The following is a 24,386-nucleotide window of genomic DNA, read 5'->3' on the forward strand; positions in this document are numbered from 1 at the left end:
CCTTCTCGGTCAACTGGCCACCCTCGTCGTAGCCCACGTAGCCGGGAGGCGCACCGACGAGACGGGACACCGTGTACCGGTCGTGGAACTCCGACATGTCCAACTGGATGAGCGCGTCCTCGCTGCCGAACAGGAACTCCGCGAGGGCCTTGGACAGCTCGGTCTTACCCACCCCGGACGGGCCGGCGAAGATGAACGAGCCAGACGGCCGCTTCGGGTCCTTCAGACCCGCCCGGGTCCGGCGGATGGCCTTGGACACCGCCTTGACCGCGTCGGACTGGCCGACGACCCGCTTGTGCAGCTCGTCCTCCATCCGCAGCAGCCGGGAGGTCTCCTCCTCGGTCAGCTTGTAGACCGGGATGCCGGTCCAGTTGCCGAGCACCTCGGCGATCTGCTCGTCGTCGACCTCGCTGACGACGTCCAGGTCACCGGCCTTCCACTCCTTCTCCCGCTGCGCCTTCTGGCCAAGGAGCTGCTTCTCCTTGTCCCGCAGCTGGGCGGCCCGCTCGAAGTCCTGCGCGTCGATCGCGGACTCCTTGTCCTTGCGGACCTGGGCGATCCGCTCGTCGAAGTCGCGCAGGTCCGGCGGCGCGGTCATCCGGCGGATCCGCATCCGCGCGCCCGCCTCGTCGATCAGGTCGATCGCCTTGTCCGGGAGGAAGCGGTCGGAGATGTAGCGGTCGGCCAGCGTGGCCGCGGCCACCAGCGCCCCGTCGGTGATGCTCACCCGGTGGTGCGCCTCGTACCGGTCGCGCAGGCCCTTGAGGATCTCGATGGTGTGCGCGAGGGACGGCTCACCGACCTGGATCGGCTGGAACCGCCGCTCGAGGGCGGCGTCCTTCTCCAGGTGCTTGCGGTATTCGTCGAGCGTGGTGGCGCCGATCGTCTGCAGCTCACCCCGGGCCAGCATCGGCTTCAGGATGCTCGCCGCGTCGATCGCGCCCTCGGCCGCGCCCGCACCCACCAGGGTGTGGATCTCGTCGATGAACAGGATGATGTCGCCCCGGGTGCGGATCTCCTTGAGCACCTTCTTGAGGCGCTCCTCGAAGTCACCGCGGTAGCGCGAGCCGGCCACCAGAGCGCCCAGGTCAAGCGTGTAGAGCTGCTTGTCCTTGAGCGTCTCGGGCACCTCGCCCTTGATGATCTTCTGGGAGAGCCCCTCGACGACGGCCGTCTTGCCGACGCCCGGCTCCCCGATCAGCACCGGGTTGTTCTTGGTGCGGCGGGACAGCACCTGCATGACCCGCTCGATCTCCTTCTCCCGCCCGATCACCGGGTCCAGCTTGCCCTCCCGGGCAGCCTGGGTCAGGTTGCGACCGAACTGGTCCAGCACCAGGCTGGTCGACGGGGCGGCCTCGCCGGCCGCCGCACCGGCGGCCGCCGGCTCCTTGCCCTGCTGATAACCGGAGAGCAGCTGGATCACCTGCTGGCGCACCCGGTTGAGGTCGGCGCCCAGCTTCACCAGCACCTGGGCCGCGACACCCTCACCCTCGCGGATCAGGCCGAGCAGGATGTGCTCCGTACCGATGTAGTTGTGCCCCAGCTGCAGCGCCTCGCGCAGCGACAGCTCCAGCACCTTCTTGGCCCGCGGCGTGAACGGGATGTGCCCGCTCGGCGCCTGCTGGCCCTGGCCGATGATCTCCTCAACCTGCTGGCGGACGCCCTCCAGGGAGATGCCGAGGCTCTCCAGGGCCTTCGCCGCCACGCCCTCACCCTCATGGATCAGGCCCAGCAGGATGTGCTCCGTGCCGATGTAGTTGTGGTTGAGCATCCGGGCCTCTTCTTGGGCCAGGACGACAACCCGTCGCGCTCGGTCGGTGAACCGCTCGAACATGCCCTCGTGCTCCTCACGTGCCGTGCGCACTCGATGTTGATGGTCAAGCATCGTGGCGGCGCCGGTGCCCGGACCTCCAAGGCGGACGTCCGTGCTCTTACTCTATCGCCGCGACCCGACTCGGCTGAGGTCGTGTGTCGCCCGATCCGGTGGTATTTGCGGTGTTCATGGTGGTTCCCCGCCAGCCATGGGGCTTATCCACCGGGTCAGATACGCGGATAGCGAAATCCACCCCGGTCCGGTAGGTCCCGGCGGGTTGCCCGGGGACCGTTGTCCACAGGCTGTGGACAAACCATCCACCGGCTGGGGACAACGCGGGCCGTCCCGGGTTCCTTCCCTCGACCCCGCCGCGCCCGCCGGAGATGGCGGTGACGGTCGTCACACGATCGGCGACCCGCGCGCGGCCGGCCGGGGCCACCTGAACCAGAACGGCGCCGGTGCGGACCGGTATTCCGATCCGCACCGGCGCCGTTCCAACGACCGCCCGGCTCACCCGCCCGCGGAGGAGTCCTCAGCGGCCGGCCTTGGCGTGGTACTCGTCAACGATCTCCTGGGGGATGCGGCCCCGGTCCGAGATCTCGCGGCCTTCCTTCTTGGCCCATGCCCGGATCGCCTTGTTCTGCTCGCGGTCGGCCGTGGCGCTGCCGCGTCCACGGGCGGCGCGTCCGCCGACCACCACTCCGCCCCGGCCCACCTTGGTGCCCGCAGCGACGTACGGAGCGAACATGTCCCGCAATTTGCCGGCGTTCTTCTTCGAGAGGTCGATCTCGTACTGAACACCGTCGAGCGAGAACTTGACGGTCTCGTCGGCGTCTCCGCCGTCCAGGTCATCGACCAGCTTGTGAATGATCTGCTTAGCCACGGTGGCATAGTCCTCTCGAGCGGGCTGATGCAAACACGTAAACAATAGCCCGACCGCTCCTTGTCCGGTCAATAGGACCCGGAAATCGCCGCCCGGTAAGCGGCCGGTGACTACTCGGGCCGCACTAAGGGGAACAGGATGGTTTCCCGAATTCCCAGGCCGGTGAGCGCCATCAGCAGCCGGTCGATTCCAAATCCCATGCCGCCGCTCGGCGGCATTCCGTACTCCAAGGCCCGCAGGAAGTCCTCGTCCAAGCGCATTGCCTCGGCGTCGCCACCGGCCGCCAGGCGAGCCTGGGCCACCAACCGCTCGCGCTGCACCACCGGGTCGACCAACTCGGAGTACGCCGTGCCCAGTTCGAATCCGAGCACGTAGAGGTCCCATTTCTCGGTCAGCCCCGGCTCGGACCGGTGCGCCCGGGTCAGCGGACTGGTCTCCTCGGGATAGTCGCGGACGAAGGTCGGCTCCCGGAGGGTGGGCACGACCAGTTCCTCGAACAGCTCCTCGGCGAGCTTTCCGGGCCCCCACTTCGGGTCCACGGCCAGGCCCACCTTGTCGGCGTACCGGACCAGCTGAGAACGGTCGGTGCGGACCGTCACCTCGGCGCCCAGCGCGGCCGAGAGCGAGCCGTACAGCGTGACCGACCGCCACTGGCCGCCCAGGTCGAACTCGGTCCCGTCGGCGTGCGTGACCACGTGCGAGCCGCTCAGCGTCATGGCCGCGGCCTGCACCAGCTCGCGGATCAGCGTGGCCATGGTGTCGTAGTCGCCGTACGCCTGGTAGGCCTCGAGCATCGCGAACTCCGGGGAATGAGAGGAGTCCACGCCCTCGTTGCGGAAGTTGCGGTTGATCTCGAAGACCCGCTCGATGCCACCCACCACGCACCGCTTCAAAAACAGCTCGGGCGCGATTCGGAGATACAGATCCGTATCCAAAGCATTGCTGTGGGTAACAAAGGGCCGGGCCGTCGCCCCGCCCTGGATCAACTGCAGCATCGGCGTTTCCACCTCGAGGAAACCGCGCTCGTGCAGCGAATCGCGCAGGCTGCGGACGGCCGCCGCCCGGGCCCGTACGGTGTCCCTTGCCTGCGGCCGGACGATCAGGTCCACATAACGCTGCCGGACCCGCGTCTCTTCGCTCATCGGCTTGTGTGCGACCGGCAGCGGACGCAACGCCTTGGCGGTGAGCGTCCAGGATTGCGCGAGCACCGACAATTCGCCCCGACGGCTGGTGATCACCTCACCGGTAACCCCCACCAGGTCGCCGAGATCCACCTGCCGCTTCCAATCCTCCAACCGCTGCTGGCCCACCCCGTTCAACGAGATCATTGCCTGCAGTTCCGTGCCGTCGCCGTCGCGCAACGTGGCGAAGCAGAGCTTTCCGGTGTTCCGGATGAAGATGACCCGGCCGGTCACCCCCGCGATGTCCCCGGTCGCCGTGTCAATCGGCAGATCCGCGTATTGCGCGCGAATCTCGGCGAGCGTGGCGGTACGCGGGAATCCGACCGGGTACGGCTCGACGCCCTCGGCCAGCATTCGGTCCCGCTTCTCCCGGCGGACCCGCATCTGCTCCGGAAGGTCTTCGGCTGGCTCGGCAGCGGCGGGGGTGTGCTCGGTCACGGCAGGCTTCCTCGGGAATTCGCGGATTGGCAACGACAGGCTCCGAGCGTACTCAGGTGCGCCGCGAGCCCGCCCCTGGATAACCTCCCGCCATGACCGAACAGGCTCTCTCCTTCGGCGTGGCCGCCGCGGACTACGACCGATTCCGCCCCCGCTACCCGACCGACGCCGTGCGGTGGGCGCTGGACGGCTGCGCCCCCGGGTCCCCGGTGGTCGACCTCGGCGCGGGAACCGGCATTCTCACCCGGGCGGTGCTCGACCTCGGTCACCGGGTGATCCCGGTCGAACCCGACCCGCTGATGCGGGCCCAGCTGGCGACCGGCACCCCCGGCACGACGGCGTTGCCGGGCAGTGCCGAGACCATCCCGCTGGCCGACGGCGCGGTGGCCGCCGTGCTGGTCGGGCAGGCGTACCACTGGTTCGACAAGGAGCGGGCGCACCGGGAGGTCGCCCGGGTGCTGCGGCCGGGCGGGACGTTCGCCCCGATCTGGAACATCCGGGACGATCGGGTCGAGTGGGTGGCGGAGCTGAGCCGGATCGCCCACATGGGCGAGGGCGCCCAGGAGATGCTGACCGACTTCGGCCCGGCCTTCGGCGCGGTCGAACCGGGCGAATTCCCTCACCACACGACCCTCACCCCGGACGAGCTGATCGGCATGATCCACACCCGGTCGTACTACCTGACCGCGAGCCGCCGCGATCAGGACCGCGTCGACCAGGGCCTACGGGAGCTGCTCGCCACCCATCCGGCCCTCGCCGGGCAGGAGACCGTCGAGCTGCCGTACCGGACCCTGGTCTTCCGGTCCCGGCGGCGCTGACGCGCCCCGCGCCGGCGGGCGGCGCTCGCGCCGGGCCGACGGCGGCGCGCGACCACCGGTCAGACGTTGCGGTCGTAGACCATCCGCAGCCCGATCAGGGTGATCATCGGCTCGTGCTGGGTGATGGTCCGGCACTCGCTGATCACGAGGGGCGCCAGCCCGCCCGTGGCGATCACCGCGCGGACCCCACCCAGTTCCTCGCTCATCCGCTCCACGATCCGGTCCACCTGGCCGGCGAAGCCGAAGTACATCCCGGACTGCAGGCACTCCACGGTGTTCTTGCCGATCACCGAGCGCGGCCGGGTGGCCTCCACCTTGCGCAGCTGGGCCGCGCGCGCGGCCAGCGCGTCGAACGAGATCTCGATGCCCGGCGCGAACGCCCCGCCGAGGAACTCCCCGCGCGCGCTGATCACGTCGAAGTTCGTGGTGGTGCCGAAGTCGACCACGATCGAGGGACCGCCGAACAGGGTGTACGCGGCCAGCGTGTTCACCACCCGGTCCGAGCCCACCTCCTTCGGGTTGTCGATCGCCAGCTGAACGCCGGTCTTCACCCCCGGCTCGACCACCACGTGCGGGATGTCGGCGTAGTAGCGGGCCAGCATGGTACGCAGCGACCGCAGCGCCGCCGGGACGGTGGAGCAGGCCGCCACCCCGGTGATCTCCACGTTGTCCCCGGCCAACAGGCCGCGGAACATCAACCCCAGCTCGTCGGCGGTGGACCGGGCGTCGGTCTTGATCCGCCAGGAGTGCACCAGCTTCTCGCCGTCGAAGGTGGCCAGCACCGTGTTGGTGTTGCCGATGTCGATGCAGAGCAGCATGGGGTCAGCTCCGGACGGCGGGCTCGGCCGGCACGCGCAGGTCCAGCGCGATGTCCAGGATCGGCGAGGAGTGGGTGAGCGCGCCCACCGAGAGGTAGTCCACGCCGGTGGCCGCGTACTTGGCCGCGACCTCCAGGGTGAGGCCGCCGGTCGCCTCCAGCTCGGCCCGGCCGCCCACCGCGAGCACCACCTCGGACAGCTCCTCCGGGGTCATGTTGTCGCAGAGCAGGAAGTCGGCCCCGGCCTCCACCGCCTCGACGGCCTCCGCCGTGGTGGTCACCTCGACCTGGACCGGGACCGCCGGGAACGCCGCCCGGACCCGCCGGTACGCCGCGGCCACCCCACCGGCCGCCAGCTTGTGGTTGTCCTTGATCATGGCGACGTCGTACAGGCCCATCCGCTTGTTGGTGCCGCCGCCGACCCGTACCGCGTACTTCTCCAGCATCCGCAGCCCCGGCGTGGTCTTGCGGGTGTCCAGCACCGTGGCGTCGCTGCCGGCCAGCTCGTCCGCCCAGGCCCGGGTGTGGGTGGCCACGCCCGACATCCGGCACAGCAGGTTGAGCGCGGTCCGCTCGGCCGTGAGCAGCGACCGCACCGGCCCGGTGACCGACGCCAGCACGTCGCCCCGGGCCACCCGGTCGCCCTCGGCGACCCGGGGGCGCAGCTCCACCGGCCGGTCGGCCGGCGCCGCCAGGTCGAACACCGCGGCCGCCACCGGAAGGCCGGCCACCACTCCCGCGGCCCGGGCCACCACCTCGGCCGTGCCGACCAGATCGGCCGGGATGGTGGCGGCGCTGGTGACGTCCAGGCCGTCCGGCCCCAGGTCCTCCACCAGGGCGGTACGGACGATCCGCTCGACCACCGCCGGATCGAGCCCCGCCGCCGACAGCGCCCGGAGGGTCGGCTCGGTCAACGGTGCCCGCCCGGTCGACTCCGTCGACGGTGCCCGCCCGGTCGACTCCGTCGACGGTGCCCGCCCGGTCGACTCCGTCGACGGTGCCCGCCCGGTCGACTCCGTCGACGGTGCCCGCCCGGTCGACTCCGTCGACGCCGCTTCGCTCATGCCAGTCCCTCCCAGGTGTGCCCGAGAATGCCGTCCGTGATGGCGCCCACCAGGTGCCCACGCCACTCGTCCAGGGCCACCGGGTGGTCCTCGCGCCAGTGGCAGCCCCGGGTCTCCTGCCGGGCGTACGCGGCGCCGGCCACCGCGCAGGCCACGGTGAGCAGGTTCGTGGCCTCCCAGCTCGCGGTCCGGGGCGTACCGCGGGTGGCGCCCAGCTCGGTGAGCGCGGTCCCGGCGCCCCGCAGCGTCTCGGCGGACCGCAGCACGCCGACGCCGCGGCTCATGGCCCGGGCCAGCCGGGGCCGCACGGCGGCGTCCACCACCCAGCCCGCGCCCCCGCGCCACGCGCCCACCGGCGCCGGCTCGTTCCGCGGCGGCAGGTCCCGGGCGATGTCGTCAGCGATCCGCCGGGCGAAGACCAGCCCCTCCAGCAGCGAGTTGCTGGCGAGCCGGTTCGCGCCGTGCACGCCCGTGCAGGCCACCTCGCCGCAGGCGTACAGGCCGGGCAGCGAGGTCCGGCCGTGCAGGTCGGTGCGGACGCCGCCGGACGCGTAGTGGGCGGCCGGGGAGACCGGGATCAGCTCGGTGCCCGGATCGATCCCGGCCGCCAGGCAGGAGGCCACGATGGTGGGGAACCGGGCGGCCAGGAAATCGCCGCCCAGATGCCGGGCGTCCAGGTAGACGTGGTCGGCCCCGGTGGCCAGCAGCACCCGGTGGATGCCCTTGGCCACCACGTCCCGGGGCGCCAGCTCGGCGAGCTCGTGCTGGCCGACCATGAACCGCTTGCCGTCGCCGTCCACCAGGTACGCGCCCTCGCCGCGGAGCGCCTCGGACACCAGCGGCTGCTGCGCGAGCCCGGTGGCCCCGCCGACCACCAGCGCGGTGGGGTGGAACTGCACGAACTCCAGGTCGGTCACGGCCGCGCCGGCGCGCAGCGCGAGCGCCACGCCGTCCCCGGTGGAGACCACCGGGTTGGTGGTGGCCGCGAACACCTGGCCCATCCCGCCGGTGGCCAGCACCACGGCCCGGCCGAGCACCGCGCCCACGCCGTCCTCGGCGCCCTCGCCGAGCACGTGCAGGGTGACCCCGCAGGCCCGGCCGGCGGCGTCGGTCAGCAGGTCCAGCACGAGCGCGTGCTCCACCAGCCGGATCCACGGATCCCGGGTCACGGCCGCGTGCAGCGCGCGCTGCACCTCGGCCCCGGTGGCATCGCCGCCGGCGTGCACGATCCGGTCCGCGTGGTGCCCGCCCTCCCGGCCGAGCATCAGCGAGCCGTCGGGGTTGCGGTCGAACCGCGCCCCGGTACGGATCAGCTCCCGCAGCTGGCCGGGGCCCTCCTGGACCAGCACCCGCACGGCCGCCGGGTCGCAGAGCCCCACCCCGGCCACCTCGGTGTCCGCGGCGTGCGCCGCCGGCGTGTCGAGCGGATCGAGCACGGCGGCGATGCCGCCCTGCGCCCACCGGGTCGAGCCGTCATCGATGTTGACCTTGGTGACCACCGTGACGTGCAGTCCGGCGGCCCGCAGGTGCAGCGCGGCGGTCAGCCCGGCCACGCCGGACCCGACGACCACCACGTCGGTGGTCTCGACCCAGCCGGGCGCCGGCGCCGTCAGCAGGGTCGGCAACTGCGGCATACCGAGACTGGCCAGTCGCATCCTCACAGTCAACCGCGCCGCCCCGGTCGGCCGCCGGCCGGGGGCCGGGAAAGTGGGCCAGAACGCTCCTCAGCGGTACTGGATGGGCAGACCAGCCGGGCCGGCGCCCTTCAGCGACCTGGTCAGCTCCCGGTTCTTCATCCACAGGTAGCACCGCACGCCGTGGTTGCCCGCCTGCCAGTCCGGTCGCGGGGCCGGCAGGGTGAGCACGCCGGTGCGGAACGGCAGCATGTTGTCGGCCGGTACGCCCACGTACCTGGCCACCACCGTCCGGCAGCCGGCGTAGAAGGGCAGCCAGTCATGGTCCCGGGACGGGAAGGAGGCGGCCGGCGAGGACCAGGCGCCGACGTACTCGCCGTTGTGCTTCGCCGTACAGCCCGTCGGCTTCACCGCGAAAACGCCGCCCTGGGCGTTCAACTGCACGCCGAAGCAGCCCAGCCGGAGCGGCGAGTCGGCCCGCAGGGCGCCCTTGAGGCTGCCCGTCCGGGTCGCCGGCTCGCCCTCCTGATCGGAGATCTGGGCGACCTCCACCAGGTCGCAGCGGAACCAGCGGGCGCCGCTGGTCCAGGCCGGCGCGGACGGCGTTGCCACGCCCAGCCAGAGCCGGCCCGACCGCCACTCGTCGCCAACGTACGCGCTGGCCTGGCGGTCGCACTCGGTGAACGCGGACCGCAGGTCGGCCGAGCCCTGCGCCGGGGGCTTGGCCGCCGCGGCCACCGTGCCGGCGAACTTCCCCACGTACACGGTCTCGAAGCGGTGACTGGTCGCGCAGTCGACGGGGTGGAACGAGGAGAGGTAGGCCGTCTCGGCGAAGTCGTCCGGGTAACACACCCCGGCCGGCGGCACGAACGCCGTGGGCCCGCCGATCGGCCGCCAGTCGTCCACCAGGTCGCCGTCGAGGCCGGCCGGCGCCCCGCAGGCGGCCAGCAGCACTCCGGTGAGCAGGACCGCCACGCCAGCCATCCATCGACGCATGGCGTCCTCCCCGGGGCCGAGCGGATGCTGCGGTATTGACCCTACGGTAACCGCTCAAGCACCCGCTGACACCGCCCGACCGGTCGATCATCGACGACCGGTGGCCCGGCACGCCGTTCCGGAATCCGGATGGCGTCGGGTCCGGGCCAGGCCAGGCCGGGCCGGGCCCGGGCGAGGTCGGGCCGGGCGGGGTCAGTGCCGGTTAGCGGCTCGCGCCGGCGACGAGGTCCCCGCGGACCGGGTCGCCCACCATGCCGGGCGCCGCCCCGGCCGGGTCGGCGTCGAGCTGGATGACCCGGTTGTCGGCGTCGACGTGCACGATCCGGGGCTGGTAGCCGCGCGCGGTGGCGTCGTCCATCTGCCCGTACGAGATGAGGATGACCAGGTCGCCCGGGTGCACGAGGTGCGCCGCCGCGCCGTTGATGCCGATCACGCCGCTGCCCCGCTCGCCCGGGATGACGTACGTCTCCAGCCGGGCCCCGTTGGTGATGTCCACGATCGCCACCTGCTCACCGGGCAGCAGGTCGGCGGCGTCGAGCAGATCCTGGTCCACCGTCACCGAACCGACGTAGTGCAGGTCGGCCTGGGTCACCGTGGCCCGGTGGATCTTGGACTTGAGCATGGTCCGGAACATCGCGATTCCCTCTCGGATCACGGGTTGGCCGGCCCGGAGGGCGCGGCGAGGTGGATCGGCAGGTTGTCGATGAGCCGGGTCCGGCCCACCCAGGCGGCCACGAGCAGCCGGGCCGGTCCGGGCGGCGGGCCGGGTTCGAGATCCGGGTCGGTCAGCACCAGGTAGTCGAGCCGGGCCACCGGGCCGGTCTCGGCGAACACCCGGTGCGCGGTGCCGAGCACCGCCTCGTTGTCCAGCCCTCGCGCGGCCGCCTCGGCCCCCGCGTGCAGCGCCGCAGACAGCGCCAGCGCGGTCTTCCGTTCGGCCGGCGACAGGTAGCGGTTCCGGCTGGAGAGCGCCAGCCCGTCCGGCTCGCGCACGGTGGGGACGCCGACGATCTCGACCGGCACGTCGAGGTCGCGGACCATCCGCCGGACCATGGTCAACTGCTGGTAGTCCTTCTCACCAAAGAAGGCCAGCTGCGGACGGACCAGGTTGAGCAGCTTGAGCACCACGGTCAGCACCCCGTGGAAGAAGCCGGGCCGGGTGGACCCCTCCAGCTCCTCCCCGAGCAGCCCCGGGTTGACCCGTACCGCCGGCTGGCCGCCCGGGTACATCTCGGCCACGCTGGGCGCAAAGACCAGGTCGGCGCCGGCCCGCCGGCACACCTCCAGGTCCGCCTCCAGGGTCCGGGGGTACCGGTCGAAGTCCTCGTTCGGGCCGAACTGCAGCGGGTTGACGAAGACCGTCACCACGACGTGCTCGGCCGCCGACCGGGCCGTGCGCAGCAGCTCCTCGTGGCCGGCGTGCAGCGCGCCCATGGTCATCACCACGGCCACCCGGCCGGGCAGCTCCGCCCGCGCGGCCGCCAGGTCGGCACGGGTGTGCACCGTACGGGTCACGCCACCGTCTCCCGTTCCCGGTCGGCCAGCACGCCGAGCAGCGCCACCGCGTCCACCGGCCGGAGCCGGCCGGCGTCGATGGCCCGATCGGCGGTCCGCCGGGCCAGCGCCAGGTACGCCGGCAGCGACTCGGGGGCCGTCCGGGCCAGCCGGTCCAGATGCCGGGCCACGGTGCCGGCGTCGCCTCGGGACACGGGGCCGGTCAGCGCCGCGTCGCCGAGCCGCAGAGCGTTGTCGAGCGCCGCGTCCAGCAGCGGGCCGAGCACCCGCGCCGGGTCGGTCACGCCGGCGTCGCGCAGCCGGTCCAGCGCCTCGTTCACCAGCGTCACCAGGTGGTTGGCCCCGTGCGCCAGGGCGGCGTGGTACATCGGCCGGTCGTCCTCGGCGATCCACTCCGGCACGCCGCCGAGGTCGGCCACGAGCCGCGCGGCCAGCGGCCGCAGCGGCGCGGGAGCGGTGACCCCGTACGAGATGCCGGGCAGCCGGGACAGGTCCGCGGCGGTGCCGGTGAAGGTCATCGCGGGGTGCAGGGCCAGCGGCCGGGCCCCCACGGCGGTGGCCGGCGCCAGCACGGCGAGCCCGTGCGCGCCGGAGGTGTGCGCCACGATCTGGCCGCGGTGCAGCGCACCGGTGCCGGCCAGCCCGTTGAGCACGCCGGCCAGCGCGTCGTCGGGGACCGCCACGATGAGCAGGTCGGCGGCCAGCCGCGCGACCTCGTCGGCGGGGCGGTTGACGGCGCCGGGCAGCAGTTCCGCGATCCGCGCTCGGGCCGCGGCCGAAACGCCGGCGGCGGCGACCACCCGGTGGCCGGCGGCGGCGAGCGCCGCGCCGAGCACGGCCCCGACCCGGCCGGCGCCGATCACCCCGACCGTGCGGGCCGGCTGCGGCGACTGCGCGGGTACGGCGACGCCGGACCCGCTGGCAGAGGCGCCCGGGCGCGGGCGCGGCGATGCGCTCATGGCACTGATCCAGTCCTCGTAAAATGTGGTACCGGTCGATCGCAAGTATGCGCGGACCGCCGGAAACCGCCACAGCAAATGTGAAAACCTTCACGAACCGGGCCTCCCGGACCGCAAGGAAGGGCCCCCTGTTATCGCTTTTCGTAGAGGAAGGGCCCCTTGTTAACGCCTCCCCCCGCGGGCCTGCGCTGGCGTGCGGCCATGGAGAACGCCCTGTATGGCCCGGACGGGTTCTTCGTGACCGATCCCGGGCCGGCCGGACACTTCCGCACCAGCGCCCAGCTGCCGGCGTTCGCCACCGCGCTGGCCGCCCTGCTGTCCCGGCTCGACGCCGAGCTCGGTCACCCGGCCCCGCTCGAGGTGGTGGACGTGGGCGCCGGGCGGGGCGAGCTGCTCCGGGCCCTCGCCGCCGAGCTGCGGACCCCCGACCGGGTCCGGCTGATGGCCGTCGAACGGGCGCCCCGGCCCGCCGACCTCCCGGCCGCCGTCGAATGGCGGGACGAGATCCCGGCGGGGATCACCGGGCTCCTGCTCGGCACCGAGTGGCTGGACAACGTACCGCTCGAGCTGGCCGTGCCGGACGGCGGCGGGTGGCGGTACCTGCTCGTCGACCCGGCCTCCGGCGCGGAGTCGGTCGGCGATCCGGTCGGCGACGCCGACCGGTCCTGGCTGGCGCGCTGGTGGCCGGCCGAGCGGGCCACCGCCCGGGTCGAGATCGGCCGGACCCGCGACGACGCCTGGGCGGCGGCCGTCCGGCGGGTCGGCCGGGGGTTGGCGCTGGCCGTCGACTACGGGCACCTGCGGTCGGACCGGCCGCCCGCCGGGACGCTCACCGGGTACCGGCACGGCCGCCAGGTCGTGCCGGTGCCGGACGGGTCCTGCGACCTGACCGCCCATGTGGCGCTGGATTCGGTCGGCGCGGCCGGTTCGGCGGCCGCGCGCCGGCCGTACCTGCTGGTCCGGCAGCGGGAGGCGCTGCGGGCGCTCGGTACGGACGGCCGGCGCCCACCGCTCGGCCTGGCCTCCACCGACCCCGCCGGCTACCTGCGTTCGCTGGCCGCCGCGAGCACGGCGGCCGAGCTGACCGATCCGGACGGGCTGGGCGGCCACCGCTGGCTGCTGCAACCGGTCGGGCTCGAGCCGATCCCCCTGCTGGCCGGCCTCGACTGAGCCCGTCCGGCCGGCATCCGCGGCGATCCCGGCGGCCTCGGCGACGGCTGACCCCGTCCGGCCGGCATCCGCGGCAGTCCCGGCGGCCTCGGCGACGGCTGACCCCGTCCGGCCGGCATGGCACGATGGCCGTCATGACCTCCGAGGCCGGGCCGAGACGCGAGTTGACCGTCGGCACGGGGGCGGGCCTGCTCCCCGGCACCTCCGGCGACGGCCGGCAGCTCGGCGCCGACATGGTGCTCAACATCGGCCCGCAGCACCCATCCACGCACGGCGTGCTCCGGTTGAAGCTGGTCCTCGACGGCGAGCGGGTGATCTCCTGCGAACCGGTGATCGGCTACATGCACCGGGGCGCCGAGAAGCTGTTCGAGGTGCGGGACTACCGCCAGATCATCATGCTGGCCAACCGGCACGACTGGCTGTCCGCCTTCTCCAACGAGCTGGGCGTGGTGCTGGCCGTGGAGCGGATGATGGGCATCGAGGTGCCGGAGCGGGCGGTGTGGCTGCGCACCGCGCTGGCCGAGCTGAACCGGGTGCTCAACCACCTGATGTTCCTCGGGTCGTACCCGCTGGAGATCGGCGCCATCACGCCGGTCTTCTACGCCTTCCGGGAGCGGGAGACGCTGCAGGCGGTCATGGAGGAGGTCGCCGGCGGCCGGATCCACTACATGTTCAACCGGGTCGGCGGGCTCAAGGAGGAGGTGCCGGCCGGCTGGACCGGCCGGGCCCGCGCGGCCATCGACCAGGTACGCCGCCGGATGCCCGACCTGGACCGGCTGATCCGGCGGAACGAGATCTTCCTGTCCCGTACCGTCGGGGTGGGCGTGCTGCCGGCCGCGGCGGCCGCCGCGTTCGGCGCGTCCGGGCCGGTGGCCCGGGCCTCCGGCCTCGACCTGGACCTGCGCCGCGACGAGCCCTATCTCGCGTACGGGGAGCTGGACGTGCCGGTGGTGACCCGGACGGCCGGCGACTGCCACGCCCGGTTCGAGGTCCTGCTGGATCAGGTGTACGCCTCGCTGGACCTCGCCGAGCGCTGCCTGCACGAGGTGGACCGGCGCACCGGGCCGGTGAACGTACGGCTGCCGAAGGTGGTGCGGGCGCCCGAGGGGCACACCTACGCCTGGACCGAGAACCCGCTCGGGATCAACGGGTACTACCTGGTGTCCCGGGGCGAGAAGACGCCGTGGCGGTTGAAGCTGCGCACCGCCTCGTACGCCAACGTGCAGGCGCTGTCGACGCTGCTGCCCGGCTGCCTCGTGCCGGACCTCATCGCCATCCTCGGCTCGATGTTCTTCGTCGTCGGCGACATCGACAAGTAGCCGGCCGACGGAGCGCGGACGACGGGGGTCCCGCCCGGCGGGCCGGGCGGGACCCCCGTCCAGCTCAGCCGGCCGCGAGCGAGCTGTCGGAGGAGAAGACCAGGCCGACGCCTGCGGCACCGGTCTTCAGCGCGGACTTGGTCTGCGGACCGCCGGCGTCCAGCGAGCTGAACGACCCGGCCTTGAAGCTGTAGACCTGCACCAGGCCGGCCTGGCACTTCGGCCGCTGCGGGCACTCCGGCGGGCCGGCCAGCACCGTGGCCGAGCCGGAGCACTTGCTGGCCAGCTCGGAGAGGGTCTTGACGCCGTACTTGTCGGAGAACTCCTTGGTCACCGCGAAGGCGTTCTGGTCCTGGGCCTGGGACGGCTTGCCGAACACCAGGCCGACCTTCTTGCCGGCGCCGGTGAGACCGCTCACCGTCTGGTCGAGATCGGTGGACGAGATGGCCGGGGCGCTCGGCCCGCCGGCCTTGCCGCCGAGGAAGTCGGCCAGGGTGGCCGCGTACTCCGGGACGACCTGGATCTGGCCCTTCTCCAGCGCCGGCTCGTAGAGCTCGCGGTTGCCGATCTGCTGGACCTTGGCGTTGTAACCGGCGCCGGTGAGGGCGATCCGGTACAGCTCGCCGAGGATCTGGTTCTCGCTGAAGTTGGCGGCGCCCACCGTGATCGAGCCGCCGGGGCCCTTCTCCAGGCCGGCGGTCAGGTTGTTGGCCGCGGCGAACTCCTCGGCCGCCACCTTCGGCGTCTTGCGGTCGACATCCACCGCCTTGTTCAGCTGGATCAGCTTGTCGGTGGTGAGCGCGTCGGAGACCTTGTCCAGCGCCGCGATCAGCTGCGGGGTGGCGGCCTTGGCGTTGATGGCCGGGATGACGTTGTCGGTGTTCTGCAGCTTCTTGTCGTCGGTGAGCACGACGAGCTGGTTGCCGGCAACCGGCGCACAACCGGCGCCGGAGGCGCCGCCCTGCGGCGCCTGGGTGCCCGAGGACCCGGCGCCGCCGCAGCCGGTCAGCAGGCCGGCTGCGGCGAGAGCCCCCGCGGCGCCCAGGGCGATTCGGTTACGTGAGCGCATGACGCCCGCCTTCCGTGTCCCGGCGCGGCCCCATCCGGGCCGGCCGCGTGTCCGACGGGCGATCCCTGGCTGGCCGCCCGCGACCTCCAACCCAACATCTTTCACGTTGCGCCGACAAATTGCGGGCCGATGTTGTCACCGGATCGTCATGTACGGCACCGCTAACCGGTCAAGCAGGGACATAAAGCGACGGGCGGCTCATATGCCCACCCGGGCGTCGCTCGATACTGCCGCCTTCAGCGGGGGTCAGGCGCCGGCGCCGGCGGTGGCGGACTGCGCGCGGCGGTCCGCCCGGCGCCGGGCCTTGCGCAGCGGCGGCGGCGTGACCAGCCGCTCGACCACCCCCAGCAGCAGTTCCACCAGCAGGGCCAGCAGCGCCACCAGCAGGCCGCCGGCCAGGATCTGCCCGCCGCCCACCGCGATGCTCAGCCCGAAGCCGGCGCTGATGATCTGGCCCAGGCCGCCGCCGTTGACGAACGACGCCAGGGCCGCGGTGGCCACCACCTGTACGGCGGCGGTCCGGAAGCCGGCCGCCAGATAGGGCACCGCCAGCGGCAGCTCCACCCGGCGCAGCAACTGGCCGCCGGACAGCCCCATGCCCCGGGCCGCGTCCCGGGCCTCCGGGTCCACCTCCCGCACCCCGGTGTAGGCGTTCGCGAGCAGCGGCGGCACCGCGAAGACCGCCAGCGCGATGATCACTGGCGGCTCGCCGAACCCCAGGAAGGTCAGCGGCAGCAGGGTCAGCAGCGCGATGGTCGGGATCGCCAGCGTCACGTTCGACAGCAGCACCACCACCCCGCCGCCCCGCCCGGTGTGCCCCAGCCACAGCCCGATGGGCCAGGCCACCAGGCAACCGATCGCCACCGCGGCGCCGGAGAGGTAGAGGTGCTCCCCCAGCCGGTCGAGGATGCCGTTGGGGTTGGTCCAGTTGAGCGGGTCGTTGAGCCAGGTCACCGCCTGCTGGATCGGGTTCATCGCGCGCTCCGCCGGGTCAGCCACGGGGTGAGAAGCCGGCCGACGCCGGCCAGCAGCAGGTCGAGGACGAGGGCCAGCCCCACGCAGAGGATCGTCCCGGTGAGGATCTCGGCCCGGTAGAAGTTGTTCCGGAAGCCGCCGATGATCAGCTGGCCGAGGCCGCCGTGCCCGACCAGGACGCCGACGGTGACCAGCGCCACCGTGGACACCGTGGCGAGGCGGAGCCCGGTGATGATGCCGGGCAGGGCCAGCGGAAGGTCGATCCGTACCAGCCGGGCGAAGCGTCCGTAGCCCATCCCCTGGGCCGCGTCGCGCACATCGGTGGGCACCTGGTTGAGCCCGGCCAGCGTGTTCCGGATGATCAGCAGCAGGGCGTAGATCACCAGACCGAGCAGCACCGTGGCGGTGCCGGTACCCAGGTAAGGCGCCACGAACGCGAACAGGGCCAGGGACGGGATGGTGTAGAGCAGCCCGGAGAGTGCGAGAATCGGCCCGGTGAGGGATCGGAACCAGTACGCCGCGACGGCGAGCGGGACGGCCACCAGGGCGGCGATCAGCACCGCCTGTCCGGTGAGCGACGCGTGCTCGCGCAGCGCGGCGAGTATGGTCTCCGAGTTGTCCCGCACGTACTGCCAGGAGAACCACGGATTGCCCGGAGCTTCCTGATAGCTCAAGTGGAAGGACATACGTGGACGTTACCCCGGATGCCGGTGCCGCCGCCGACCGCGGCACCCCGTCCCCGGCCGCCGCGCCGATCACCCTCGAGCGCATCCGCAAGCAGTATCCGGACGGCACCGTCGCGGTCACCGAGCTGAGCCTCCCGATCCGGGCCGGCGAGCTGGTGGTGCTGATCGGCCCCTCCGGCTGCGGCAAGTCGACGGTGCTCCGGATGATCAACCGGCTCATCGAGCCGACCTCCGGACGGATCCTGCTCGACGACGAGGACGTGACCGCCGTCGATCCGGTCCAGCTCCGCCGGCGGATGGGCTACGTCATCCAGAACGTCGGGCTCTTCCCGCACCAGACGATCCGGACGAATGTCGGGACCGTGCCGAGGCTGCTCGGCTGGTCCTCCGCCCGCATCCGCAGCCGGGCGGACGAGCTGCTCGAACTGGTCGGGCTGGACCCCGGCACGTTCGGCCGGCGCTACCCGCACGAGCTGTCCGGCGGGCAGCGGCAGCGGGTGGGGGTGGCCCGGGCGCTGGCCGCCGACCCCGTGGTGCTGCTCATGGACGAGCCGTTCTCCGCGGTCGACCCGATCGCCCGAACCCGCCTTCAGGAGGAGTTCCTGCGCCTGCAGGCCGAGGTACGCAAGACGATCGTGCTGGTCACCCACGACCTGGACGAGGCCGTCCGGCTGGGCGACCGGATCGCCGTGCTGTCCCAGGGCGGCAAGCTGGAGCAGTACGACACCCCCGCCAAGCTGCTCGGTGAGCCGGCGTCGAAGTTCGTGCGCGAGTTCGTTGGCGCCGACCGCGGAATCCGGCGGCTCGCCGTCACGCCGGTCAGCCGGGAGCTGCTGGACCCGGTCGAGGGCGTGGACGCCGAGAAGCTGCCCACCGTGACGGTCGGCTCCTCGCTCTACGACGCGCTGGCGGCCATGCTCGTGACGAACGCCGACCACGCCCGGGTGCTCCACGACGGACAGTCGGTCGGCCTGCTCAGCCGGCATCGGGTGCTCAGCATCGACTACCCCGCCGAGACCGACCGCGCCTGACCGGTCGGCGACGATCCGGACGTGCCGCGCGGCCGGCTTCCTGCCCGGAAGCCGGCCGCGCGGACCGGTCGGCGCCGCAGCGCCGGCCGTGCGGATGGGTCGGCGCCGCAGCGCCGGCCGTGCGGATCGGTCGGCGCCGCAGCGCCGGCCGTGCGGATCGGTCGGCGCCGCAGCGCCGGCCGTGCGGATCGGTCGGCGCCGCAGCGCCGGCCGTGCGGATCGGTCGGCGCCTCAGCGCCGGCCGCGGTAGCCACCGAGGGTGGCGATGCCGATGATCCAGCCGGTGAACAGGCCGTACCGGGCGCCGTCACCGGCCGCCTGGAGGGCGCCGAGCAGCGACGGGTTCGACCTGATCAGCGCGGTGAACAGCGCCGCGAAGGCGCCCGCGAAGATGTACGCGCCCCAGCCCGCGAAGAACTGGCTGAGCGTGCCGCGCGCCCGGGCCAGCTGCGAACCCGGCAGCAGGAACAGGAAGAGGGCGGTCAGCGCGACCAGCAGGATGGCCTTGAGGTCGGCGGCAATGACGTCCTGGATGGAGTCGGAGGAGTCGAACCGCCAGGCCGGCCAGGCCAGCAGCTGAAGGAACCAGCCGCCTGCGGTGCGGGGGTTGGTGTGGTCGCGGGCCCAGTCGGCGTACCAGGGGCTGCCGAAGACCAGGACCAGGATGAGCGCGGCTATCGTGCCCGCGCCCGGCGCAGACTTGTACCGGTTGGTGAGAGCCATGGCCGGCATATTTCCCAGCGTGATCCCGCCAGCAAACCTGGCTCAGTGACGTTCACAAATGGGAATGCTCGGGCCCCGGTCGAGCCCGGTCAGTGCTTCATCAGGTAGTCGATGAAGGCGGCCCGCAGTAGCGGCGCCGACTCCTCGTACCCGTGCCCGGTGAGCTCCCGCCACAGGGCGACGGCCTCGTCCACGGTCGGGCCCACCGAGTTCGGCGAGCCGTCCAGCGCCTCCGCCTCGTCGGCGTTCGGCAGGTGCCGCAGCACCGACCAGAAGAACCGGATGTCCCGATGCTCCCGGGCGACGGCGAACGCCCGCTCACGCAGCTCCTCGGTGGACAGCGCGTCGAGCTGCTCGAAGTCGGCCGTCGACCGGCCCGATGGCGATTCCGTCATGCCCAGGAGACTAGCGTCCAGCTGCCTCAACGGTCCGCGGAGCCCCACCGGTCGGCGTCCCACGGATCGGGCCGGGGCTTGCCGGGCTGTGCCGGCAGGGTGGCCGACCACGAATCCGACCGCTCCGCCGGGTCCGACCAGTCGTTGTCCGTCTCGGCCGCCCAGTCGCCGTCCACCGGCGCCACCACCCGCGGCCGCCCGAACGTCTCCACCAGCCGGGTGACCACCAGGCCACCGGCCAGGACGACGGCCGCCGTGGCGCCCAGGGCAATGTCCCAGTTCTTGAGGTCGGAGTAGCGCAGGAAGAGGGTCACCAGCAGCACCGACAGCAGCGTGCCAAAGATCCCGCCGCGCCGGCCGTACGCGCTGGTCCCGCCGACCAGGGCCGCGCCGATGGCCAGGCCGGTCCACTCCAGCCCGGTGACCGGGCGTACCGGGCCGGACCCGTTGGCCGCCATCAGCAGCCCGGCGCCGGTGGCCAGCACCATGGAGGCGACCATCGCGGCCCCGGCCACCACCCCGCCGCCGGCGCCCCGGCGACGCGCCGGGTCGGCCACCGGACGGAACCGGCCCACCATCCGGCGGATCGGCTTGATCATGCCGAACAGACCACCCAGCACGGCCAGCGCCGCGAAGCCGCCGAACAGGTAGAGGGCGGTGCCCCTGGGGTCGTACTCGCCCTGCACCCGGACCGGGGCGGTGCGCTGCTGGATGAAGACGATGACGCCGAGGGCGGCGGCCAGGCTCGCCGCCCAGCTCGGCACGTGGAACCCGACCACGAGCAGCGTGACCGCCAGCCCCAGGCCGGCGGCCGCCAGCACCGCCGGGGTCATGGCCGGAACGACGCCCCGGTCACCGTTCTCGGCGAAGTGCAGGCCGGCGGCCACCGCGACCGGGCCGAGCGCCAGATTGGGTACGGCGGCCCGCAGCGTCACCCCGGCGCCGAGCGTGAGCAGGCCGAGCGCGGCCGCCGAGACCAGCAGGGTCTTCAGGGCCTGACCGCGCAGCGCCGACGCCTGGGTGCGGTAGAGCAGGAAGCCGAGCGCCACCACCGCGACCAGCAGCAGGATCTCCCACAGGACGTGCACGGCAAGCCGGTCCCGGCCCGGCTCGCCGTGCGCCGGGTCGTCGAAGACGTCGTCCAGGGCCGCGGCCGACACGCGCTGGGTCCGCGTGATTCCCCCGTCGGTGTCGCCGTACGCCTCGGTGTCGCCGAAGTCCCGACGCCGATAGGCGGGCTCGTCGTACGTCATGCGGTGCGCCTCCCGGATCGTCCGCCCGGCGACGGGTCACGGCCAATGCCGCGGACCGGCGGGTGGCCGTTCGGTCCGGTCGCGGACCTGACCGGACGCCAGGCACCGTACCTGGCCACCCGGTCGCAGGAAACCCCCCGGTCAGCGCCCCAGCTCGTCGTCCTCGTCGTCGTCGGGGCGCTCCGGCACCCGGCAGGCCCGCTCCAGCCACAGCGCCGCGGCGATGAGGCACAGCGACGCCACCAAGCCGGCCACGGCGGCCGGCAGATCGTCGGAGGCGGCCTTGGTGCGCTCCACCACCAGCCACAGCACCAGGCCGGCCCAGAAGCCGCCGAAGATGGCGCCCACCAGCGACGAGGCCTTGGCCAGCACGGCGTACCGGGCGACGGTGAGCGGCTCGACCGGTTCCCGCCCCGGTCGGCGGTCGATCCTCGCCCGGGTGGTGAGCGCGGCGTACGCCTCCAGCACGGCCAGGCCGGCCAGCGTCACGGCCGGCAGCCAGGGCAGCGCCGGGAGGTCGGCGTAGAAGGAGCTGACCAGCAGCCAGGCCAGGGCTGCCGAGGCCAGGCCGGCCACCACCAGGCTCGCCGGCCGGGTGGGGCCCATGGTCGGGTTCGGCGCCGGCGGCCGGGGCGGGGAAGACCTATCGCTCATGCCGGCCCCTCGCTTCGCTCAGGCCCGGCATGAGGCCCTTCCGCCCTGAGCTGGATGGTTCCCCGCCCGCCACGCCCCAACCGGCGCTCCGCACAGAGCCTGATTCGCTCGCTCACCGGTCCGACTCTATCGGCATGTCGGGTGCTATCCGCAGGTCCGGTCTCGGACACAGGTCCCGCGTCTGCGCCGCCAGCGGCTCGCGGTCCAGCAGGTCGGCCAGCCGCCCCTGCCCGGGCAGCTCGCCGGACGGCTCGACGTCCAGCCAGGGCCGCAGCACGAAGGCCCGCAACCCGGCCCGGGGATGCGGCAGGGTCAACTCGCCCTCGTCGCTGATCACAGGCGCGCCGTCCGGCCCCCACACCGCGATGACGTCGACGTCGAGGGTGCGCGGCCCGTACCGGCGGTCCGGGTCGCGACGCCGCCCGGCCGCCGTCTCCAACCGCCGGGCCCGGTCCAGCCAGTCCCGCGGCCCGGCAGCCGGGTCGGCCACCAGCAGCACGGCGTTCAGGTACGCCGGCTGCTCGGCGTCGCCCCACGGCGGCGTTTCGTAGACGCCCGAGGTCGCCAGCAGGACGTCCCGCAGACCGCGCGCCGCGCCGCGCAGGTGGGCGAGCCGGTCGCCCAGGTTGCTGCCCAGGGACAGCACGGCCCGGCTCATGCCGGCCGGGCCCGGGTGACCGACACGGCCACGTCGGCGAACTCGTGCGGGATCGGCGCCTGCGGCTTGTGCACCACCACGGTGGACACGGCCACCCGCTCGTCGCCCAGACAGGCGTCGGCGAGCCGCTCGGCCAGGGTCTCGATGAGGTTCACCGGCGCCCCGGCCACGATGGCCACCAGCCGCTCCGCCAACTCGCCGTAGTGAACGGTGTCGGCCACGTCGTCCGAGCGGGCCGCCGGCCCGAGGTCCAGCTCGAGCCGTACGTCGATGACGAAGTCCTGGCCCTGCTCGCGCTCGAAGGCGTACACCCCGTGCCGGCCCCGGACCCGCAGGCCGGTCAGCACGATGGCGTCCCGGGGCGTCACCGGACGCCGCCGGTGGCCGCGGCCAGCCGCGGGCGGCCGCTCGCGGCCCACACGGCCAGCGCGTCCGCGGTGTCGCGTACGTCGTGCACCCGCACCCCCCAGGCGCCCGCCGCGACGGCCAGCAGGCTGGTGGCGACCGTTGCCGCCACGCGCTCCGCGGCGGGCCGCGGCGTTCCGTCCGGCGCGGCCAGCAGCCGGCCCAGATAGGACTTCCGGCTGGCCCCGAACAGCACCGGGAACCCCAGCGCCACCAGCTCGGGCAGCCGGGTGGTGAGGGCCCAGTTGTCGGCCGCGCCCTTGGCAAAGCCGAGCCCCGGGTCCACGATGATGCGCCCGGGCGCCACCCCCGCCGCGACCGCCGCGTCGATCCGCCGGCCCAGCTCGGCCTTCACGTCCGTCACCACGTCGGCGTAGTGGGCCAGCTCGGCCATCCGGCGCGAGTGTCCGCGCCAGTGCATGAGCACCCAGGGGCAGCCGGCGTCGGCCACCACCCGGGCCATGTCGGGATCGGCGAGGCCGCCGGACACGTCGTTCACCACCGTGACGCCGGCCGCGAGCGCCGCGGCCGCCACGGCGGCCCGGGTGGTGTCGATGCTCAGCGGTACGCCGGCCGCCGCCAGCTCGCGGATCACCGGCAGCACCCGGTCGAGCTCGGTGGCCGCGTCCACCCGGTCGGCGCCCGGGCGGGTCGACTCGCCGCCGATGTCGACCAGCCCGGCGCCGACGGCGAACATCCGGCGCCCGTGCTCGACGGCGGCGCCGAGGTCCGTGTACCGGCCGCCGTCGGAGAACGAGTCGGGCGTGACGTTGAGGACGCCCATCACCACCGGTTGGTCCGGCGATCGGCCCGGAGGGAGCAGTTCGGTCACGGTCTGACGGTACCGACCCCAGGTCACCGCACGTCGCCTCGGCCCTCTAGAACAGGTGTACGATTAACCGGTCATTCGGGTCCGGTCGGGACACCGGCCGCGCCTTGTTAGAGACAGGGGTGGGCCGTACGCTGTGCAGTTGCGAGGCATCCAGACGGCGAAGTTGAAGGGGATGGGCCAAACCACTCCAAAAACGCCCAAAACTCGTCACCACCGGTGGCGAGACCGGGACGCGGGGTCTACCAGGGTGGGCAGATTCTCGTCCCTCCACCTGGTCAGACACATCCGCACTGCGGCTTCGCCGGCCGCGCCTTGGGGAGGTATCCGATGATCGCCACGGAACTCGTGGAGATGGTGTGGAACGCGGGCGGGCACGCGTTGCACACAGTCACCAACGCCGTCATCGCGGCGGAGCCCGGTCCGAAGGGCACGATCAACACCGACAATGTCGTCAAGTTCTTCGCCACCAAGATCGCGCCGATCCTGCTGGCCGTGCTGGGAGTGATTTTCATCGGGCGGGCCAGCCGCGGTGAGATCTCCAAGGTGCTGACAAGCTCGGCCATCGCGATCGTGGGACTCGCGTTCATCGCCGGCGCGGCCACACTGTTCTTCGTCGGCGATTACCTGGTCAACCTGCTCATCATCAAGTAGGCGCGAGCTCGACATGCGGCTGCGCACCGACGACGACATCTACCGGGCCCGCCTGGTCTACCTCGGGCCGCCCGGCTACACCCTGCCGGTCCACCTGCCCTACGCGCAGTACGGGCTGTTCATGCTGCTCGTGCCGCTGTACATGTTCATTCACTGGCTATTCACGCTCAAGGTGGAACTCTTTCCCGCGTGGGAGATCGCCCTCGCCATCGTCAGCACGTCGTTCGTGTTCCGGTACGTCGACCCGGACCGGCCGGCCCGGACGGTCATCCGGACCGCGCTGACCGACTGGCGGCGGACCCGCGAACCGGCCACCGAGCTACGCGATCCGCGGCTGATCGCCACTCGCGTCCGGATTCGGGAGGAGCTGGTATGAGGCTCCGCCGGGCGTGTTCCCCCCGATTGACCGCAACCACCTACCCGGGCGAGGCGACGGAATGACTCCCT

General features: G+C 72.8%; 26 protein-coding genes. 6 read left to right on the plus strand and 20 right to left on the minus strand.

Translation table 11 applies throughout. The features are described from left to right. From ACFFHU_RS28515 to lysS, 3 genes are all read right to left on the minus strand, one after another. Positions 1 to 1,834: ATP-dependent Clp protease ATP-binding subunit (locus ACFFHU_RS28515; RefSeq protein WP_377343647.1), on the minus strand; the 1,834-nt coding region annotated here is incomplete at its 3' end. A 511-nt stretch (positions 1,835 to 2,345) separates the two neighbouring features. Then, complete coding sequence (locus ACFFHU_RS28520) at positions 2,346 to 2,696, minus strand: histone-like nucleoid-structuring protein Lsr2 (protein WP_377343523.1); 351 nt, start codon at positions 2,694 to 2,696, stop codon at positions 2,346 to 2,348. Positions 2,697 to 2,806: 110 nt separating this feature from the next. Beyond that, the gene (gene lysS / locus ACFFHU_RS28525) at positions 2,807 to 4,261 is read right to left on the minus strand and encodes a lysine--tRNA ligase (RefSeq protein WP_377343648.1); all 1,455 of its coding nucleotides are present in this window, start codon (positions 4,259 to 4,261) and stop codon (positions 2,807 to 2,809) included. A 146-nt stretch (positions 4,262 to 4,407) separates the two neighbouring features. Here lysS and ACFFHU_RS28530 point away from each other — a divergent pair, with 146 nt between their 5' ends. After that, positions 4,408 to 5,133, plus strand: coding sequence for a class I SAM-dependent methyltransferase (locus ACFFHU_RS28530; protein ID WP_377343524.1), 726 nt, complete (start codon positions 4,408 to 4,410; stop codon positions 5,131 to 5,133). A gap of 59 nt (positions 5,134 to 5,192) precedes the next feature. On the opposite strand, the gene ACFFHU_RS28535 is transcribed toward ACFFHU_RS28530, so the two are convergent. From ACFFHU_RS28535 to ACFFHU_RS28565, 7 genes are all read right to left on the minus strand, one after another. Further along, entirely contained in the window at positions 5,193 to 5,951 is a 759-nt protein-coding gene (locus tag ACFFHU_RS28535; RefSeq protein WP_377343525.1) for a type III pantothenate kinase, read from the minus strand. A 4-nt stretch (positions 5,952 to 5,955) separates the two neighbouring features. Beyond that, on the minus strand, positions 5,956 to 6,864 hold the full coding sequence (gene nadC, locus ACFFHU_RS28540) for a carboxylating nicotinate-nucleotide diphosphorylase (RefSeq protein WP_377343527.1): 909 nt from the start codon (positions 6,862 to 6,864) through the stop codon (positions 5,956 to 5,958). Positions 6,865 to 7,010: 146 nt separating this feature from the next. Then, on the minus strand, positions 7,011 to 8,669 hold the full coding sequence (locus tag ACFFHU_RS28545) for an L-aspartate oxidase (protein ID WP_377343529.1): 1,659 nt from the start codon (positions 8,667 to 8,669) through the stop codon (positions 7,011 to 7,013). Between the two features lie 69 nt (positions 8,670 to 8,738). Then, positions 8,739 to 9,644 (minus strand): septum formation family protein, encoded by a 906-nt coding sequence (locus tag ACFFHU_RS28550; protein WP_377343530.1) that lies wholly within the window; start codon positions 9,642 to 9,644, stop codon positions 8,739 to 8,741. Between the two features lie 202 nt (positions 9,645 to 9,846). Continuing rightward, the gene (gene panD / locus ACFFHU_RS28555) at positions 9,847 to 10,278 is read right to left on the minus strand and encodes an aspartate 1-decarboxylase (RefSeq protein ID WP_377343532.1); all 432 of its coding nucleotides are present in this window, start codon (positions 10,276 to 10,278) and stop codon (positions 9,847 to 9,849) included. 17 nt (positions 10,279 to 10,295) lie between these two features. Then, a complete protein-coding gene (gene panC, locus ACFFHU_RS28560; RefSeq protein ID WP_377343533.1) occupies positions 10,296 to 11,159 on the minus strand; it encodes a pantoate--beta-alanine ligase in 864 nt (287 codons plus the stop codon). Then, the gene (locus ACFFHU_RS28565; protein ID WP_377343534.1) at positions 11,156 to 12,118 is read right to left on the minus strand and encodes a Rossmann-like and DUF2520 domain-containing protein; all 963 of its coding nucleotides are present in this window, start codon (positions 12,116 to 12,118) and stop codon (positions 11,156 to 11,158) included. Before ACFFHU_RS28565 ends, panC begins: the two co-directional genes overlap by 4 nt. Positions 12,119 to 12,319: 201 nt before the next feature. Here ACFFHU_RS28565 and ACFFHU_RS28570 point away from each other — a divergent pair, with 201 nt between their 5' ends. Both ACFFHU_RS28570 and ACFFHU_RS28575 read left to right on the plus strand, forming a co-directional pair. Continuing rightward, positions 12,320 to 13,288 carry an SAM-dependent methyltransferase gene (locus ACFFHU_RS28570; RefSeq protein ID WP_377343535.1) on the plus strand — a complete coding sequence of 323 codons (969 nt, stop codon included), beginning with the start codon at positions 12,320 to 12,322 and terminating at the stop codon, positions 13,286 to 13,288. A 125-nt stretch (positions 13,289 to 13,413) separates the two neighbouring features. Beyond that, complete coding sequence (locus ACFFHU_RS28575) at positions 13,414 to 14,607, plus strand: NADH-quinone oxidoreductase subunit D (protein ID WP_377343537.1); 1,194 nt, start codon at positions 13,414 to 13,416, stop codon at positions 14,605 to 14,607. A gap of 64 nt (positions 14,608 to 14,671) precedes the next feature. Here ACFFHU_RS28575 and ACFFHU_RS28580 read toward each other — a convergent pair whose 3' ends face one another. From ACFFHU_RS28580 to ACFFHU_RS28590, 3 genes are all read right to left on the minus strand, one after another. Beyond that, positions 14,672 to 15,676 (minus strand): glycine betaine ABC transporter substrate-binding protein, encoded by a 1,005-nt coding sequence (locus tag ACFFHU_RS28580; protein ID WP_377343539.1) that lies wholly within the window; start codon positions 15,674 to 15,676, stop codon positions 14,672 to 14,674. A 246-nt stretch (positions 15,677 to 15,922) separates the two neighbouring features. Next, positions 15,923 to 16,675, minus strand: a complete 753-nt coding sequence (locus ACFFHU_RS28585; protein WP_377343541.1) for an ABC transporter permease — start codon at positions 16,673 to 16,675, stop codon at positions 15,923 to 15,925. Next, positions 16,648 to 17,337, minus strand: coding sequence for an ABC transporter permease (locus tag ACFFHU_RS28590; RefSeq protein ID WP_377343543.1), 690 nt, complete (start codon positions 17,335 to 17,337; stop codon positions 16,648 to 16,650). The genes ACFFHU_RS28585 and ACFFHU_RS28590 overlap by 28 nt, the downstream gene beginning before the upstream one ends. A gap of 2 nt (positions 17,338 to 17,339) precedes the next feature. Between ACFFHU_RS28590 and ACFFHU_RS28595 the strand changes: the two genes are divergently transcribed. Continuing rightward, positions 17,340 to 18,368: an ABC transporter ATP-binding protein gene (locus ACFFHU_RS28595; protein WP_377343544.1), complete on the plus strand. Its 1,029-nt coding sequence runs from the start codon at positions 17,340 to 17,342 to the stop codon at positions 18,366 to 18,368. Between the two features lie 231 nt (positions 18,369 to 18,599). Here ACFFHU_RS28595 and ACFFHU_RS28600 read toward each other — a convergent pair whose 3' ends face one another. The 7 genes from ACFFHU_RS28600 to folP form a co-directional block, all read right to left on the minus strand. Continuing rightward, complete coding sequence (locus ACFFHU_RS28600; protein ID WP_377343545.1) at positions 18,600 to 19,091, minus strand: hypothetical protein; 492 nt, start codon at positions 19,089 to 19,091, stop codon at positions 18,600 to 18,602. A gap of 89 nt (positions 19,092 to 19,180) precedes the next feature. Then, on the minus strand, positions 19,181 to 19,486 hold the full coding sequence (locus tag ACFFHU_RS28605) for a hypothetical protein (RefSeq protein WP_377343546.1): 306 nt from the start codon (positions 19,484 to 19,486) through the stop codon (positions 19,181 to 19,183). A 26-nt stretch (positions 19,487 to 19,512) separates the two neighbouring features. Next, positions 19,513 to 20,739 (minus strand): ABC transporter permease, encoded by a 1,227-nt coding sequence (locus ACFFHU_RS28610; protein WP_377343547.1) that lies wholly within the window; start codon positions 20,737 to 20,739, stop codon positions 19,513 to 19,515. 141 nt (positions 20,740 to 20,880) lie between these two features. Next, complete coding sequence (locus ACFFHU_RS28615) at positions 20,881 to 21,393, minus strand: DUF3180 domain-containing protein (RefSeq protein ID WP_377343548.1); 513 nt, start codon at positions 21,391 to 21,393, stop codon at positions 20,881 to 20,883. 112 nt (positions 21,394 to 21,505) lie between these two features. Next, a complete protein-coding gene (folK, locus tag ACFFHU_RS28620) occupies positions 21,506 to 22,051 on the minus strand; it encodes a 2-amino-4-hydroxy-6-hydroxymethyldihydropteridine diphosphokinase (protein ID WP_377343549.1) in 546 nt (181 codons plus the stop codon). Next, a complete protein-coding gene (gene folB / locus ACFFHU_RS28625; protein ID WP_377343550.1) occupies positions 22,048 to 22,419 on the minus strand; it encodes a dihydroneopterin aldolase in 372 nt (123 codons plus the stop codon). The genes folK and folB overlap by 4 nt, the downstream gene beginning before the upstream one ends. After that, positions 22,416 to 23,240 carry a dihydropteroate synthase gene (gene folP / locus ACFFHU_RS28630; RefSeq protein WP_377343650.1) on the minus strand — a complete coding sequence of 275 codons (825 nt, stop codon included), beginning with the start codon at positions 23,238 to 23,240 and terminating at the stop codon, positions 22,416 to 22,418. The genes folB and folP overlap by 4 nt, the downstream gene beginning before the upstream one ends. Before the next feature lie 375 nt (positions 23,241 to 23,615). On the opposite strand from folP, the gene ACFFHU_RS28635 reads away from it, so the two are divergent. Together ACFFHU_RS28635 and ACFFHU_RS28640 are read left to right on the plus strand one after the other, a co-directional pair. Continuing rightward, positions 23,616 to 23,939, plus strand: coding sequence for a hypothetical protein (locus ACFFHU_RS28635; protein ID WP_377343551.1), 324 nt, complete (start codon positions 23,616 to 23,618; stop codon positions 23,937 to 23,939). Between the two features lie 13 nt (positions 23,940 to 23,952). Next, the gene (locus tag ACFFHU_RS28640) at positions 23,953 to 24,315 is read left to right on the plus strand and encodes a hypothetical protein (RefSeq protein WP_377343552.1); all 363 of its coding nucleotides are present in this window, start codon (positions 23,953 to 23,955) and stop codon (positions 24,313 to 24,315) included. Positions 24,316 to 24,386: the final 71 nt, after the last annotated feature.

The sequence above is a fragment of the Plantactinospora siamensis genome, assembly GCF_042434095.1.
Lineage (GTDB): Bacteria > Actinomycetota > Actinomycetes > Mycobacteriales > Micromonosporaceae > KBS50.

What these genes read in the sequence shown, in the direction of transcription:
- lysS (WP_377343648.1), bottom strand. Translation starts at nt 4,261, where the DNA reads ATGCGGGTCCGCCGGGAGAAGCGGGACCGAATGCTGGCCGAGGGCGTC.
- ACFFHU_RS28530 (WP_377343524.1), top strand. Translation starts at nt 4,408, where the DNA reads ATGACCGAACAGGCTCTCTCCTTCGGCGTGGCCGCCGCGGACTACGAC.
- ACFFHU_RS28535 (WP_377343525.1), bottom strand. Translation starts at nt 5,951, where the DNA reads ATGCTGCTCTGCATCGACATCGGCAACACCAACACGGTGCTGGCCACC.
- ACFFHU_RS28545 (WP_377343529.1), bottom strand. Translation starts at nt 8,669, where the DNA reads ATGCGACTGGCCAGTCTCGGTATGCCGCAGTTGCCGACCCTGCTGACG.
- ACFFHU_RS28550 (WP_377343530.1), bottom strand. Translation starts at nt 9,644, where the DNA reads ATGCGTCGATGGATGGCTGGCGTGGCGGTCCTGCTCACCGGAGTGCTG.
- panD (WP_377343532.1), bottom strand. Translation starts at nt 10,278, where the DNA reads ATGTTCCGGACCATGCTCAAGTCCAAGATCCACCGGGCCACGGTGACC.
- ACFFHU_RS28565 (WP_377343534.1), bottom strand. Translation starts at nt 12,118, where the DNA reads ATGAGCGCATCGCCGCGCCCGCGCCCGGGCGCCTCTGCCAGCGGGTCC.
- ACFFHU_RS28570 (WP_377343535.1), top strand. Translation starts at nt 12,320, where the DNA reads ATGGAGAACGCCCTGTATGGCCCGGACGGGTTCTTCGTGACCGATCCC.
- ACFFHU_RS28575 (WP_377343537.1), top strand. Translation starts at nt 13,414, where the DNA reads ATGGCCGTCATGACCTCCGAGGCCGGGCCGAGACGCGAGTTGACCGTC.
- ACFFHU_RS28580 (WP_377343539.1), bottom strand. Translation starts at nt 15,676, where the DNA reads ATGCGCTCACGTAACCGAATCGCCCTGGGCGCCGCGGGGGCTCTCGCC.
- ACFFHU_RS28590 (WP_377343543.1), bottom strand. Translation starts at nt 17,337, where the DNA reads ATGTCCTTCCACTTGAGCTATCAGGAAGCTCCGGGCAATCCGTGGTTC.
- ACFFHU_RS28600 (WP_377343545.1), bottom strand. Translation starts at nt 19,091, where the DNA reads ATGGCTCTCACCAACCGGTACAAGTCTGCGCCGGGCGCGGGCACGATA.
- ACFFHU_RS28605 (WP_377343546.1), bottom strand. Translation starts at nt 19,486, where the DNA reads ATGACGGAATCGCCATCGGGCCGGTCGACGGCCGACTTCGAGCAGCTC.
- ACFFHU_RS28610 (WP_377343547.1), bottom strand. Translation starts at nt 20,739, where the DNA reads ATGACGTACGACGAGCCCGCCTATCGGCGTCGGGACTTCGGCGACACC.
- ACFFHU_RS28615 (WP_377343548.1), bottom strand. Translation starts at nt 21,393, where the DNA reads ATGAGCGATAGGTCTTCCCCGCCCCGGCCGCCGGCGCCGAACCCGACC.
- folK (WP_377343549.1), bottom strand. Translation starts at nt 22,051, where the DNA reads ATGAGCCGGGCCGTGCTGTCCCTGGGCAGCAACCTGGGCGACCGGCTC.
- folP (WP_377343650.1), bottom strand. Translation starts at nt 23,240, where the DNA reads ATGGGCGTCCTCAACGTCACGCCCGACTCGTTCTCCGACGGCGGCCGG.
- ACFFHU_RS28635 (WP_377343551.1), top strand. Translation starts at nt 23,616, where the DNA reads ATGATCGCCACGGAACTCGTGGAGATGGTGTGGAACGCGGGCGGGCAC.
- ACFFHU_RS28640 (WP_377343552.1), top strand. Translation starts at nt 23,953, where the DNA reads ATGCGGCTGCGCACCGACGACGACATCTACCGGGCCCGCCTGGTCTAC.